Below are 15,023 nucleotides of genomic sequence, written 5' to 3'. Positions count from 1 at the left end.
AAATTGATGTTTTTTCTGGTTTATCTTGAATTTACGATCCAATTTAAGCACCGGTAAATCGATGCCAATAACAATAATTAAAGGTTATTCAATGTTACCGAAATCCAAACTCGTACAGCTTTTTTGTACGACAGTTATTCTCATCCAACCACCACAATTACTCGCCGACCGCATTCAGCAACCTGCAATAGAACACGCCAAGGTTGAACAGGCGCTGTTACTGGCTCAGGCAGCACAAAATGAGCAGCGTATCGCCGTGGGCGAACAGGGAGTCATTCTTACCTCAAACAACGCTGGAGCCAGCTGGGAACAAGCACCGGTACCTTCAAGCGTGTTACTCACCACGGTGAAATTCTCCGACGACAGCACGGCATGGGCAGCCGGGCATGACGGCGTAGTCTTAAAATCCGTCGATGGCGGTACTGCTTGGCGTACCGTGCTTACGGGAGCAGACATTCTTGCGTTGAATATCGAATCCTTAGAACACGCCATCACAGTCGAAACCGACGACTTTGTGCGCGAAGAGTTGGGTTATAAGCTTGAAGATGCACAGCTTGCGCTTGAAGAAGGGCCAAGTTCACCGGTGCTGGATTTATTGTTCATTACCCCCCAGCACGGCTTCCTAATTGGCGCCTACGGCATGATACTTGAGACCCAAAACGGCGGTGAAAACTGGCAACATCGCGGCTTTAGCCTGCCAAACCCAGACGGCTTGCATCTGAATCGTATTTATCAACAAACTTCCGGGCGTTTAGTACTTCTTGGTGAAGCCGGTTTGTTATTGGCAAGCGACGACGACGGAGCAAACTGGTACGAGCTAGACTCGCCCTACCAAGGCTCATTCTTTGCCGCCGCAGAAACCGATTCTCTGTATATTTTTGGTTTACGCGGTAACGCCTTTCGTTTTGATGAAAACAACCAAGAGTGGCAAACCATCGACCTACCCACAGAAGCAACCATCAGTGATGCGACGGTAGCCAATAATGAATTAATTCTGGTCGGCCAAGGCGGTGTGGTTTTAAAACAAAACGGTGACGATTTTCACCAAGTGGGTAACCGTGAATTGCGCTCGTTTTCATCGGTATCACTTGCCGGTGATTATTTGATTGTCACCGGCGAGGCCGGTGTTGAACGTATTGCTCTCACTAAAAATCAAATTGCTGCTGGGGAATTATAATGAAGTCTTTGTCGGCAGCGCTGTTGTGGCCGTTTCAAGCCAGCGAAAAGCTCGCAGAATATCTTTTATTTAATTATCGCAAATTTGTTTTAGCCTTATTTGCAATTATTACTCTCGTACTTGGCTGGCAGGCAACACAAATTCGCCCAGATGCCAGTTTTGTAAAAATGATTCCGTCGTCGCATCCCTATGTTGAGAATTATTTACGTTATCGCGATGATTTATCGGGATTGGGCAACAGCATCAATGTTGTTGTTGCCGCAAAAGATGGCGATATTTTTACCGCCGAATTCCAAGAAATTTTAAAGCAAGTGACCGATGAATTATTTTTTATTCCCGGTGTTGATCGCTCGTCATTAAAATCCATTTGGACACCTAACGTACGCTGGACAGAAGTTACCGAAGAGGGCTTTGTGGGCGGGCCAGTTATTCCCGACAGCTACGACGGTTCTGAACAAAGTTTAGAAGACATCCGCACCAATATTTTACGCTCTGGTCAGGTTGGTATTTTGGTGGCGAATAATTTTCGCTCGGCCATGATTCAGGTACCCCTGTTTGATAAAAATCCCGATACCGGCGAAAAACTCGATTACCAAGTGTTTTCTGAACAATTAGAAACCTTGGTGCGCGATAAATACAGCTCTAATGCTATTGATATTCACATCACCGGCTTTGCAAAAATCATTGGTGATTTAATTGCAGGCGCCGTAGAGGTTGCGATATTTTTTGCCATCGCCATTGTCATCACCTTGGTATTGCTGTTTATTTATTCGCGCAGTATTGCCGGTACTATTTTTCCGCTGATTTGCTCGCTGATTGCCGTAATTTGGCAGTTAGGTATTTTGAACATTTTGGGTTACGGGCTTGATCCCTACTCTATGCTGGTGCCGTTTTTGGTGTTTGCTATTGCCGTAAGTCACGGTGTGCAAATTGTAAATACCGTGACGCTTGCTTCGGCCAATGGCGACGACAAAATTGAAGCGGCAAAACATGCCTTCAAAACCATTTATATTCCCGGCTTAACCGCGCTTATTTCCGACGGTATTGGTTTTATCACCCTAATGGTGATTGAGATTCAGGTCATTAAAGATCTTGCAGTAACGGCATCTATTGGTGTTGCCGTTATTGTCTTAACCAATTTAATGCTGTTGCCGTTGCTACTGAGCTTTTTTGGTGTGGGTAATACGGCAATAAAACGCGCCCAAAAAGCCATCGCCAAACAAAAAACTCGCTGGCAGCTATTGTCTGTTTTTGCCACGCCCAAAGGTGCTGGCATTGCCGTTATTACCGCGTTGGTATTTTTAGTGGGCGGCTTGTATTTAGGCAAAGATATAAAAATTGGTGACCTTGATGAGGGCGCACCCGAATTGCGAATACATTCGCGCTACAACCAAGACAACGCATTTATTGGCGATAACTATTCGACCTCAAGCGATGTATTTGTGGTTATGGTGGCTACACAAAGCGATCAATGCTCAAGCTTTAATACGCTGTCGCTGGTGGATCGCTTTCAATTTTATTTAGAAGGCATACCCGGTGTGCAATCGAGTATTTCGCTAGCCGATGTATCTGAGCGGGTTACCAGCGGTCTTAATGAGCGAAATTTAAAGTGGCAATCGGTGAGCCGAAACCAATTTGTTATTAATGCCTCGCTGGCTTACGTGCCGTCTGGATTAATGAACAGCAGCTGCTCGTTATTACCGGTGATTATCTTCTTGGATGATCACAAGGCCGAAACCCTAAAAGATATTACCGCTGCCATTGAAGGATTTATCGACAACAATAAAACCGACGGTATTGATATTTTGATGGCCGCCGGTAAAGCCGGTTTTGAAGCGGCAACCAATGAGGTTATCGAAAAAGCCCAATACGAAATGCTGATTTGGGTATATTCGGTAGTAAGTATTTTATGCTTATTAACCTTCCGCTCCATTCGCACGGTTATTTGTATTATCGCACCGTTGGCAATTACCTCTATTCTCTGCCAAGCATTAATGGCTCAACTGGGTATTGGTGTTAAGGTTGCGACCTTGCCAGTAATTGCTTTGGGTGTGGGTATTGGTGTCGATTACGGCATTTACATCTATTCAAAAATGCAGACCTATTTAAAACAAGGTCACTCATTGGCACACGCGTATTTAGAAACCCTACAAAGCACGGGTAAATCCGTTGCCTTTACAGGTTTAACATTGGCAATTGGTGTGGTCTTGTGGGTATTCTCGCCCATTAAATTCCAAGCCGACATGGGTATTTTGTTAACCTTTATGTTTATCTGGAACATGCTTGGTGCGCTTATTTTATTACCGGCAATTGCTCGATTATTACACCCAGAAAAAATTACCAATAACGCATAACAACATATGCGAAACTCCGGTTAACCTAGAGTTTCCCGCGACACAGGGATGTATCAACAATTTCAAGAACGGTAAGTAATTGAAATTGGCAAAAAATTGGTAATCCTATTGTCGATTTCCGTTCTCTGATTAGCTCAGCAATGAGTTAGTCAGAGACTCCTACAATAATCTTAGAAATTATTTTTAAGGTCACAACCACATAAATTGAATCTTCTTGATGCCCATGATTAAGGACATTTACCGCGAGCCATGACGAGATTAACAAGATTTTTAGAGCTTCTGTAGCGGCAATTTACCGATTAATCTTTTCTTTTTTATTCCTTTCATAAAATTTCTTTTTTTTCTATCGAAAAATCTTTTGAAAACAGAAAGAAATATCTACTAAACGTCAAACAAAGCCTTTTTCAGCAACCTGTTAATTTCGACACTATTTAATAAAATTCTTAGCCATTAGAGTTTCCCGAAACAGCAGCTTAAAAAAGCCTAGCCATAAAACCAATTAAAAATTGATAACAATAATTACATTAGTTTTTCACGATTACGTTTGATTCATTTGAGTTTTTGTTGATAGAAACCTCTGCTTAACTCAGAATTTTTCGGGGTTTAATATGGCTAAATTATCAACAAAATTAACTTTGTATCACAACCGTACCAATGTACTGTTCAGTTAACATATTCATTTAAACCAATAATTAATCTAAGGACAGAAATTGGCGACATATTATTGTGTCGCAGAAACTCTGAGTTAATCGGAGTTTTCATTACTTATTTGCAAAGCCTTTTTGTTATTAGCAGATTATTGGTCAGAAATATAAATTTTAAAATTTATCGACACACGTAATTTATACACCACTTTACTGGCTACAATTAAATTTTAAAAACTTTTGCTTAATTCGCCCGAATTTAATCAAAAGAAAAACTGATTCAAGGATTTTAATTTTATCACCATAAATTCTACGTGCATTAGAATTTCCTTTATTTAAATACGCATATTTTCTTCCTTCGTTAATTGCTCGATTTTAATTGCAATAAAAAAGAGGGTTATCCATGTCGAATCAAGAGGCGACGAAATGACTGAAGGACTCTTTTCAAGATTATCCAACGCTCCAACAATTACGGATTTACAACAAACGGCGCAACTGGCTTTACAGGTCGAATTTTCTACGATTCCTGTTTATTTATCGGCGCTGTACTCCATCGCAAATACCGACAGCTACGCGTATCAAGCGTTGCGAAGCGTTGCCATTGAGGAAATGTTTCATGTTAATCAAGCAGCAAATATTATTGTTGCTTTGGGCGCACTGCCTAAATTTACCGATTCAGCGGTGCCTGTTTATCCGGGTTATCTGCCGCAAGCCAATCCAAATACCACGCCACATATTGGTTTATTTAGAGCGTCGCCGTCTGTATTTGGCGATGTATTTGCGGGAATAGAAAGTCCCGCCGAGTTTGGCGCTCCGCCTCAAGGTAATAATTACGACAGTATTGCGCAGTTGTATGCGGCGTTTGTGGATGCGGTAACGGCTTATCCCGAAAATCCTTTTACGAATACCGGTCCTGGGCGACAACGTACCGATATTTACATCGGTAAATTTGGCGGCGACGTGCAACCGGTTATCGACAAAGAATCTTTTATGACGGCGGTTAATGAAATTGTTAAACAAGGCGAAGGCACCGTTCCTGCCGAAGCACCTTTAGTGCCCTTTGAAGCTACAGGTACTTACAATCATTATGGGCACCGAACCGATGGAACCTATGGCCCAATTTTAGGAACTCCCTACGAGCTCAGTCATTTTGCTAAATTCCGCAAAGTGTCTTTAGAACCGACGGTATTTCCCGATACTTACCCCGTTATTTCTAACCCAGTAACCAGCGATTACACCAACCCAACCGCAATTCAGCTAGCCACTACATTCGATCAACAATACAGCATCATGCTGCGAGCTTTCGAAAAATCCTTTAACGCTAGCGAGGCCGATCCTTACTTTGGTGTAGTGCTATCCATTATGCATCGTGTACTTCCCGATTTAGCGCGCTCATTGATGCAAACACCAGCCTTTAATGGCGGTAATTCATCCGTTGGACCAACCGCAGCTCCGGCTTGGATTTATGTGAACGACGAATCGATTAAACAAAAACAAGTTGCTCTCAATCTTCAAGAAACCATGGATCAATTAGCCAACGGTCAACAAGAAGATCAAATTCGTTTGCACCTTAAATCGGCCTTGGCCGGTTGCCAAGAAATCTTATCCATTACCGAAAAGCTAGACCTATAAGCGCTTTAGCGAGAAGGAATTTATAATGTCTGACTACAAAATTTATCCGCCAATCGGTATTGCTCGCGTTGGAAATGCAACAGAAAAATTTTATATCGGCCCAGAAGCCTACCGCGGGTTACCCATAAATCCAGATGGCAGCACCTTTACTGAAAATGACTTTCGCGATGATCAAGGTCGTATGTGTCGCCAAGCCGCTCGATTTAAAATTTTTGCCAACGACGGCCAAGAAATTACCTTAAGCACGCCGGGTGTAAAATCCATTACCTGGACGGTACACATGGCCAATAAAAAATCCAGCTGGTACGAGTTTGCAACCAACGAAGGCGAACACGGTTACGCCAGCAATCATCCTCTAAGAAATGCGCACATTACCGGCGACGATCGTCTTAAATTAATTATCGATCCCGGCCCACGGCAAATTTCAGGCAGTAATATTGGGCCTGTCGCGATGGATAGAAATTCTGTACCGAGCGGTTATCAAGGTGCGAATTTCCCAGACGGTTTGTTGTATCCTACCGAAGAAATGATCGATACCTTGGGTGAATTACGCACCGATGCAGACGGTCGGCTACTGGTTCTCGGCGGGCTTGGAATTGCTGGCAGCGAAGACCCTAATCCCGTTATCAAACAATACGCGAACAACGACGGTTGGTGGGACGATACCGGCGATGGCCCGGTAACGGCGGTGATTGAGTGGCAAGATGGCTACGATAACGATACCACCGTTGATTCGGCTTGGGTGTCGGTTGCACCGCCATCCTATGCGCCAGAAATCGCGAATCTCGTAACCTTATGGGATACCATTTTCGATAGCGCCGTGCGCGCCGGTGAATTTCCAGAAATTAACAACCAGGGTCTGTGGCAAAAAGGGCCCAATGGCTATCTGCCAAATTTCCAAAGAGAAATTCTACCGCTATTAGAACGCGGCACCACCTACACGTGGGTTGCTGCAATTCCACCCAAACCTCACACCTTTGATATGGCCAAGCTTGGTCAGGTACCCGCGTCTGCCGAAGACGATACTTTTTACGGTTTGCGTAATTGGATCTTTGACATATTAAGACCACCAGCCGAGGAAAACACCTTAATTTCGCCACGCGGTGCAACCATGATGCCGTATTTAGCCGGTGACAATTGCTTAATTGAAGGCACGTTAACCTCAACCTATTTACGCTTAACCGATACGCAATTTTTCTTTTTAGAACAATGGGCCGCGGGTCATTTTGTGAATGAACCCGTAACCGATCAAGGTCCACTCGATTTAACGCGTAACGTGTTAGAAAACTGCGTAGGCGGTGCGTTTTCTCCGGGCATTGAATTAACTTGGATTTCTCGCAACCGATCAATTTATTGGCCCGATGATCCATTTCGAATTAATGCAGCACCGGCGACCCAGGGACCACTGCAACTCAACTTTAACCCTTCGGCAATGGAGCCCGGCGATTTAACTCGCTATATGGCTATTCCTTGGCAAGCCGATTTTAATGAATGCTCATCACAACCCATTGGCGAGCGCGTACTGTGGTGGTGGCCCGCGCAAAGACCGGAATTTATTTATTTAGATCCGGCACAGGCGCAGTTAATTAATTCACGAAGTCTTGAAAATACTGCCTTAACCAGCGTACCCACGCCCTCGCTTGATACCAAACATCAGGTGGCTTGGGTAGGCACCGACTTTGATCAAAAGCGCAATGATTTTATCGCCTTTTCTGACGACATTTACATGGTTCAATACTGGTCGCAATTGGGATTTATTATGGAAAAAGAAATTGAGCAAGAGCAGCGTTTTGTAGAAGTTGCGCGCACTCTACCAAGACCGTTTTCACCCAATGACTGAGTTCGACGTAATTATTTGTGGCGCAGGCCCTGCGGGTTGCGCCACAGCCTTAGCGTTGCTTAACGAGGGGGTCGAACGTGTTGCGATTATAGATAAACCCAAGCCACAGCGTTTTAAAATAGGCGAATCGGCCGCGCCCGATGTAACCGCAAAATTAAGACGTTTGGGTTTTGAAATTAATTTAAAAAATCGCGGACATGCACCCTACCACGGCAATATTTCCTATTGGGCCGAGCAAAAAAATCATACCGATTTTTTATTACACGGGCGTGGGCAAGCCTGGCATTTAAATCGCAACTGTTTTGATCAAGACCTAGCTGATCACGCTCAAAAGCTCGGCGCACATTTATTGTTAGAAACAACATTAAATAGGTTTATTCACGACGGCAACTTATGGTGTTTAAACCTAACTCAAAACGATCATCAATACACGCTAAAAGGTAAATACCTAGTTGACGCCAGTGGCAGACGGTCACTTATAGCGCGTAAATTAAATGCCCAGCGCAAACAATTGGATACCCTTACCGCTATCGCGTTTAAAACCCAAAACGTGCTGTCGTTAAAAGGGCGAACCCTCGTGGAATCTTTTTCGGACGGGTGGTGGTATGCCAGTCAACTGCCCACCGGCGAGGGATTAATTACGTTAATGACCGATGCCGATCAAATTCGTAAGCATCAATGGCAAGACCTTGCTCGATTACTTAAAGAGTTACAAAAAACCGAGTTAATAAAAGAGTATTTTTCTGTCGATACAGTAAACAATGTAAGCACGCAAACCTACGCAGCGCAGGCAGGGTTTTTAACCCAAGCGGCCGGTCCCGGTTGGATTGCCATAGGCGATGCACTGGCGTCATTTGATCCTTTAACATCGTCTGGTATTTCAAACGCACTGGGTGATGCTCTTGCAGCGGTACCCACTATTATCGGCTGGTTAAACAATCAAGACTTAGCTCCGGCAGAAAAATACGCTGTTAGAGCAGATTCGGGAATACAGCGGTACTTGCAAGAATCGCGGTGGTATTACGGTTTAGAAAAGCGCTGGCAAGACAATGAATTTTGGCAGCGCAGGCAATCGCAATAAATACTTTGTGGTTGGATAAATAAAAAAGCGCCTAATTGAAGCTTTTTAGGCGCTTGATAAATTAAGCCCAAGTACGAATAGAGATTAGGTTTGACGACTGATATTTCGTAGTCGATCGGCAACCTCGGTGTAATTTCGACTCATGTCGGTTAAATCGTTGGCGGCTTGAGCATTTTCGTTAGAGATTGATCGAATCAATTCCATTTTTTTATTGATAGCTTCGGTTACCTGACTTTGCTCTTCAACGGCATCGGCGATACTGTTAGCACGGGCGCGAATGTTATCGAAAGCCGACACGATATTTTCGAAGTTTTTTCGGGTTTCTTCGGCACTTTCCAGCGCTTTTGCCGATAAATCACCACTGCTTTGAATCACTGCAACACCCGATTGCGCCGCTTCTTGCAGCTGTGAAATCATTTTTTCAATTTCTTGCGCCGAGGTTTGAGTTCGCCCCGCCAGCGTTCTTACCTCATCAGCGACAACGGCAAATCCTCTGCCCTGTTCACCGGCTCTTGCGGCCTCAATGGCGGCGTTAAGTGCTAATAGATTGGTTTGCTCTGAAATGGCTTTAATGACTGCCAGTACTTCGCCCACTTGATGAGAATCTGCGGCAAGGCGCTCAATGACCTTGGCAGTATTGCCCAAGGCGTCAGCCAAGCGATTGATCGCCTCGTTACTTGACGCTACAACTTGTTGGCCCTGGCGAACAATTTCTGCGGATTCTTCTGCGGTGGTTGCGGCTTGTGTGGTATCACTGGCAACATTACGTGAACTCGTTGCCATGTCATCAATAAATTCGGACAAGACATTATTTTCTTTAAGTTGTGCAGTAGCCCGTGTATTCAAAGCGACACTCAATTCATTGAGTGTATTCGAGCCACTGTGCACACCTTCAGCTTCGTTAGCGATACTGTTTAAAATACTGCCAAAATAATCCGCGTAGTCGTTAACGGTTTTTCGTAATTGACCGATTTCGTTATCGGAATTTACCGGTAAACGGCGATTAATTTGTCCGTTAATAAGCGTACGAATTTGCGTAGTCGTTTCTTCTAATCGCTCAAGAATACCTTTACCAGAGAAAATAAGTACCGCCACAAAAATGGCAATTAACGGAATTAGCGTTAAATATAAATTGGTAATAATTTTATTGGATGTCGCTAGAGCAACCGAATGCGGCGTTAATAAACCAACTTTCCACTGACCGTTAAATAAATCCGTTTGCACCAATAACGATTTACCTTCTTTTAACACGTTACTGGGCAAATCTAATTTTGATTGACCTTCACGCACAGCTTTTGCCAAAGGTAATAAGCTTGCATCTGCTCGTGCGACTTCTTCTAACGATTGCATCGCTAAACTTTGCTCGCGTAACTTCGGCGCGGCAACAATTAACCCCTTTTGATCGATAACGTAGGGATAGCCACGAGAAGCCTCTTGCTGACGAGTGAGCAATTCACGCAAACCATTGAGCATCAAATCGATGGTAGCAACACCCCAAAACTCGCCATTGGGCTTAATCGCAACCGTGCAGGTCACCATGGGCGTGCCTGATACGGGATCTGAATAAGCCTCTGACCAAGCGCATTGCCCACTCTTTAGGCTTTTACCAACCGTGTACCATGACTCTTGATGATAACCACTACCACTTGGATCGTTATAGTCGTTTAATAAATCGAGTTTGCCATTTTGATTTCTGGCCCAAAATAAAGACGCTCGCTGTGTAGACGGAATAAGCTTGCCCGGTTCAGGCCAAACGCCACCACCGGCGATTTCAAGTGCGCCGTAGTTGTCGATCACGCCCTTAAGCAGATCAATTAATAATGTTCTGTTCGTTGCGTTCGACTCGGTAATAGTGGCGAGACTGTTGGTTAATGTTGCCGTTTCTTTGAGCGCAATGTTGATGTCAGTGGCGATCAACTCAACTCGAACCTGAGCCGCCTGCGCCTCTTCTTCATACAACTGTGGTTTGACCAAAAATACCGCCAAGCCATAAATAACAAAAGCCGCACTCAGCAACATCACCGCGCCAATCGACCATATTTGATTACGAATACTCATTCTTAAATTCTCTTCTGAGACAACTCGAATACTGCTTGTGGTAACCTGCTTAGTTCCCGAACAAGCCTACAACTCGTCTTAGGGGAAACTCTGATTAACTCAGATTTTCCAGCGGTACAAGGATGTGTCGTCAACTTCAAAAACTGTAAGTGATTGAAATTGTGTAGAAATTGGAAATCGCGTTTTCAATTTCTGTGCTCTGATTAAATCAAGGATGAGTTAATCAGAGGTTCTTTAAGTCTAGAAGAATCATTAGTAATTATAAGTTAGTTAACACTTGTATATTTTTTTCTAGTTAAGAAGCTGCTATTTTAAAAACTATTAAACATTCACTGTTAACGGCCAACTCCAGTAATGATTGAGAAACTCGTTAAACTTGCGCAAGTTCTTAATAAGCTTCAGCCCGTTTTTGTAATATCGGGCATTGGCTTTTTTGTGTTATTGATTGCCAGCATATTAGGTATAAGTAATCTGGCCGATGACCAGGTATTAACTTTTTCACTGTTGGGATTATTGTGGAGTTGTTTGGTACTGACGCTAATAGGTCAGTTTAAAAACTTGCCGCCAGAAATTGAGATAAAAAACTCACTGTGGCAGAAAATTAAAATAAAATGTATTCGCGCTGTTTTTATGATTAACGGTATTTTATTTATTTTTCTGTCAATTATGACCCTCTTAATGACTTTTAAATTAGCCAGCATTGCCCTTGCCGGTTAATTATTTATTTTAAACAACGAAATTTGAAGGCACATAAATTTTAAAAGACATGAACATTCCATCTAAATTTAAAATAACCGACAGCCAATTATTAATTGAATTTATTCGACAATATTCGTTGGGAACACTCATTGTTAATAATGATTCAGAGTTAGATGCCAACCACATTCCGTTTTTGGTTCAAACTATTAAAGATCAAAACGGTAATCTAACGATAAAACTCGAAGGTCACGTTGCGCACAACAACAGCTTGGTCGGCAACAGCCAAGATAATCAATCTGTATTAGTGGTATTTCACGGCCCTAATGGTTATATCAGCCCGAATTTTTATCCGTCAAAATTAGCAACAGGAAAAGCGGTACCTACTTGGAACTACTCTGCGGTACACGTTAAAGGCACCATACGATTTATTCATGATCAACAATGGCTGTTAAACCATATTCAGCAGCTGTCTGATTTTCACGAGGCACATTCACAGACACAACCTTGGTCCGTCAATGATGCACCTAAAGATTATATTAAAAAAATGCTGCAAGCCGTGGTTGGAATTGAAATCACCGCTTCAGAAATGGTTGGAAATTTTAAACACAGCCAAAATAAATCGGATACCGACTACGCTGGTGTTATAGAAGGATTGCGAAATTCACCGAGCGAGAACGACCGGTTACTTCAACAGTCAATGACAGAAACTAAAGGAACCTCTGATTAACTCATCCTTGATTTAATCAGAGGTTCCTAAAAACTTTACCGAGAAAATGAACTAATCAACATTCCAATACGTTCTACTGATTAAATCAAAAATACGCTAGTTGAGTTTCCAATAAAGCCTATTTTTAAATTCAATAATGACGAGATAACAACAAAAGAATCAAAAAGAGATGCTAAAAAAAGCCAACAACCCCCAAGTGAAGACTAATAACACTGAGAGCTGTTGGAAAACCGTGAAGTTAGAGACTAGAAACGGTAATTAATTGCTAATACGGTGGAGCGACCGTTAAGTGCACGTGCTCTGATAATATCGCCAACTTCTGCGCTGCCTTCTTCGGATTCGGTAATTACGAATTCATTGAAGGCATTATTCATGGTCACGGTTGCGGTAAACGAATCGTTGATGTGCCAATTAGCGAATAAATTAACAATGGTATAGGCTTCTTGTTCAAGATCATTGTTGTCTTGCACGTAATAGTCGGTTGAACCTTGAAGTGTCGCGCCAACGCCGAAGGAGTCGGTGGAATATTCAGGCGTTATTGTCCAAATAAAATCGGCTTGTCGTCGTGGCGTGTTGCCTTCAATTTCTGGATTGAGTCGATCAGAGACAATTTCGGCATCGGTCCACGTTAGGTTACCCGACAGTTTAAAGCCACCTTCAAAGTTTAAATTACCTTCCAGTTCAATACCGGTGGCATCGTATTCACGAATAAAGGTCGCGCCGCTGGTGACTTCTGCTTGTGTATCTTCGGTATTTGAATCGAAGAAGGTTGCATTTAAGTCGTACCATTCACCCAAATATTTGTATCCGATTTCTAATTGCTTAACGGTATCAAATCCATCGGTAGTGCTTGCCAATGATCCATTGGTATTTAAGGCGCCCGGAATTTGCAATAAGCGATCGGCTACCGCACGAACACCTTCACTGTAACGCGCAAAAACGGTGGAGTAGTTCGTTAACAGGTAAGTACCACCCAATGAGAAAGATACTTCGTCGGTATCGTAATTAACGCGCTGAATATTTGCTCCTGCACGATTTAAATTAATAACACCGCCACCAAAGCCAAATGCATTGGTTGAAGAAGCATCTTCGGTATTGCCACTGATGATACCGTCACCGTTCAGATCGAAATCGGTATTGCCACCGCAGCAGCTAGAAATTAATTCCCCGTTGGCTTGTACTTGATTGTAACGCGCGCTTATATCGAACAACCATTTTTCGCCAACTTCAAAGCCGACGTTAATATAAGGTGCGGTGGTGGTGTATTGTAAATCCCATTCAAACGATAAAAAGCTTGGCGATAATAAACCATTATCAACCAGTGCATTACCGGCGGCGTCTTCGATATTTAAATATTGGGAATTACTGCCATCGACGGTTTGAATAAATGCTTGCCAGCTGGCCCAACTGGTTTCGATATTTTGTTTAGAATAATAGTAACCAAACGTTAGGGTTACACCGTTATCGAAGCTTTTTGTTAAATTAAGATCATTAATGGTATTGCCTAAATCGTGAATGCGCGCATCAAACAATAAATTAGTAAATGCTAGACCATCGTAACTCTCACCGGTTTCGGCGATAGTGACCGATGTTGAGGAGCAGTCAAACGGATTACCGTCACCGTCTAACGCCGAATTACATAAATTGGTCGCTATTCCCGATGCGGCTTGCGGACCTAGATTTCCGAGTGTGTCGGTAAACGGCGAAATAAATCCACCACTAATATCAGAGGTTCTGAATTTATTGTTTAAAACTAAGCCTTCATCAATTTCTTGTTCGAATTCAAAACCAATTGACGTTACCTTCGATTCAATACCGTCGGTTAAATCTCGATTTTGCGGATTACCAAACGAATCAAACGTAGAAATATTGGTGGTACTGGGTGAGTGCAAGGTTTCTGAACGAGCATCAAAATTAGCAACACTGCCATAACTGCCACCGCCATTAACGCGCACCGGCGCCGGTAAATAGGTCGTTACTTTGTCATCTAGGTTTTTGAAATGAACCCGTAAAAAACCGTTCTCTAATTCTTTAGTGATGTTAATTTTAATTTGTCCGCCGTTTTCGCCGTTGAATCCGGTATCACGCACACCTTCGCCATCATGAAAAAATCCGGCAACATGAAAATAGGTAGTATCGTTGATGGGAGATCCGTAGGAAAAATCGGTTCGGAACTCATCGTAATCAAGCCCGGAGGTAACACCAAAAGAGCCGCCTTCTTCGTCGCCGGTTTTACTGATTAAGTTAATGACGCCACCGGGAGAATTACTGGCGAAGGTAGATGCTGAACCGCCGCGAACGGATTCAATACGCGCAACCGATTGATCAAAGCGCAAGAAATTATCGGCATTACCAAAATTAATATCACCAAATTCTAATACCGGTAATCCGTCTTCGTGAATTTGCAAGAATTTGGAACCGCCGGTTGCTAAGGGTAAACCGCGAACGGTGATATTGGCGTTACCACCGCCCCCAGAGGATTCCGCACGAATACCCGGCAGCGCTCGAAAAATTTCTGCGGTAGAACGCGGCGCAAATTTTCCAATTTCTTCGGTGCCTAAAGCACTTACCGAAACACTGGCCTCAATTTGACTTTTTCCCTTTGGTGCTGCGGTAACCACAACCTCTTCAAGAACTTGTGCAAACGCACCGCTTGAGAACGAGGCAACCGCACACGCCAATAGAGTTTTTCGGGTATTCAATCGGTTAATTTTATTTATCATTATTAGTTCCTCTCATACCGGTTTATTGAATGACCTGAGTTATTTGATAGCGAACAACCACCGGCACAGTTGATTCACTTTTGCATCG

Annotated in this window: 9 protein-coding genes; 7 read left to right on the top strand and 2 right to left on the bottom strand. The window is 43.2% G+C overall.

The window, feature by feature from the left end; translation table 11 throughout:
- Positions 1-91 precede the first annotated feature (91 nt).
- The 5 genes from ACYQ2C_RS15185 (at position 92) to ACYQ2C_RS15165 (ending at position 8,728) form a co-directional block, all read left to right on the top strand.
- Positions 92-1,177 (top strand): WD40/YVTN/BNR-like repeat-containing protein, encoded by a 1,086-nt coding sequence (locus tag ACYQ2C_RS15185; protein ID WP_460103960.1) that lies wholly within the window; start codon positions 92-94, stop codon positions 1,175-1,177.
- The gene (locus ACYQ2C_RS15180; protein ID WP_460051852.1) at positions 1,177-3,531 is read left to right on the top strand and encodes an efflux RND transporter permease subunit; all 2,355 of its coding nucleotides are present in this window, start codon (positions 1,177-1,179) and stop codon (positions 3,529-3,531) included. The genes ACYQ2C_RS15185 and ACYQ2C_RS15180 overlap by 1 nt, the downstream gene beginning before the upstream one ends.
- A 1,070-nt stretch (positions 3,532-4,601) precedes the next feature.
- Positions 4,602-5,807 carry a ferritin-like domain-containing protein gene (locus ACYQ2C_RS15175; protein WP_460103959.1) on the top strand — a complete coding sequence of 402 codons (1,206 nt, stop codon included), beginning with the start codon at positions 4,602-4,604 and terminating at the stop codon, positions 5,805-5,807.
- Positions 5,808-5,832: 25 nt separating this feature from the next.
- Positions 5,833-7,647: a LodA/GoxA family CTQ-dependent oxidase gene (locus ACYQ2C_RS15170; protein ID WP_460103958.1), complete on the top strand. Its 1,815-nt coding sequence runs from the start codon at positions 5,833-5,835 to the stop codon at positions 7,645-7,647.
- Positions 7,640-8,728: a tryptophan 7-halogenase gene (locus ACYQ2C_RS15165; protein WP_460103957.1), complete on the top strand. Its 1,089-nt coding sequence runs from the start codon at positions 7,640-7,642 to the stop codon at positions 8,726-8,728. The genes ACYQ2C_RS15170 and ACYQ2C_RS15165 overlap by 8 nt, the downstream gene beginning before the upstream one ends.
- 84 nt (positions 8,729-8,812) lie before the next feature.
- Here ACYQ2C_RS15165 and ACYQ2C_RS15160 read toward each other — a convergent pair whose 3' ends face one another.
- The gene (locus tag ACYQ2C_RS15160) at positions 8,813-10,786 is read right to left on the bottom strand and encodes a methyl-accepting chemotaxis protein (protein ID WP_460103956.1); all 1,974 of its coding nucleotides are present in this window, start codon (positions 10,784-10,786) and stop codon (positions 8,813-8,815) included.
- Positions 10,787-11,221: 435 nt separating this feature from the next.
- Between ACYQ2C_RS15160 and ACYQ2C_RS15155 the strand changes: the two genes are divergently transcribed.
- Positions 11,222-11,503 (top strand): hypothetical protein, encoded by a 282-nt coding sequence (locus ACYQ2C_RS15155; protein WP_460103954.1) that lies wholly within the window; start codon positions 11,222-11,224, stop codon positions 11,501-11,503.
- 49 nt (positions 11,504-11,552) lie between these two features.
- Positions 11,553-12,212 carry an FMN-binding negative transcriptional regulator gene (locus tag ACYQ2C_RS15150; RefSeq protein ID WP_460103953.1) on the top strand — a complete coding sequence of 220 codons (660 nt, stop codon included), beginning with the start codon at positions 11,553-11,555 and terminating at the stop codon, positions 12,210-12,212.
- A 245-nt stretch (positions 12,213-12,457) separates the two neighbouring features.
- On the opposite strand, the gene ACYQ2C_RS15145 is transcribed toward ACYQ2C_RS15150, so the two are convergent.
- Entirely contained in the window at positions 12,458-14,935 is a 2,478-nt protein-coding gene (locus ACYQ2C_RS15145; protein WP_460051863.1) for a TonB-dependent receptor, read from the bottom strand.
- Between the last annotated feature and the right edge of the window lie 88 nt (positions 14,936-15,023).

The organism is Sessilibacter sp. MAH3 (assembly GCF_054658275.1).
This window is presented reverse-complemented; position numbering and strand designations above follow the sequence as displayed.

Excerpts from the sequence above, each read along its gene's own strand:
- ACYQ2C_RS15180 (WP_460051852.1), top strand. The coding sequence starts at position 1,177 with ATGAAGTCTTTGTCGGCAGCGCTGTTGTGGCCGTTTCAAGCCAGCGAA.
- ACYQ2C_RS15185 (WP_460103960.1), top strand. The coding sequence starts at position 92 with ATGTTACCGAAATCCAAACTCGTACAGCTTTTTTGTACGACAGTTATT.
- ACYQ2C_RS15160 (WP_460103956.1), bottom strand. The coding sequence starts at position 10,786 with ATGAGTATTCGTAATCAAATATGGTCGATTGGCGCGGTGATGTTGCTG.
- ACYQ2C_RS15145 (WP_460051863.1), bottom strand. The coding sequence starts at position 14,935 with ATGATAAATAAAATTAACCGATTGAATACCCGAAAAACTCTATTGGCG.
- ACYQ2C_RS15150 (WP_460103953.1), top strand. The coding sequence starts at position 11,553 with ATGAACATTCCATCTAAATTTAAAATAACCGACAGCCAATTATTAATT.
- ACYQ2C_RS15175 (WP_460103959.1), top strand. The coding sequence starts at position 4,602 with ATGACTGAAGGACTCTTTTCAAGATTATCCAACGCTCCAACAATTACG.
- ACYQ2C_RS15170 (WP_460103958.1), top strand. The coding sequence starts at position 5,833 with ATGTCTGACTACAAAATTTATCCGCCAATCGGTATTGCTCGCGTTGGA.
- ACYQ2C_RS15165 (WP_460103957.1), top strand. The coding sequence starts at position 7,640 with ATGACTGAGTTCGACGTAATTATTTGTGGCGCAGGCCCTGCGGGTTGC.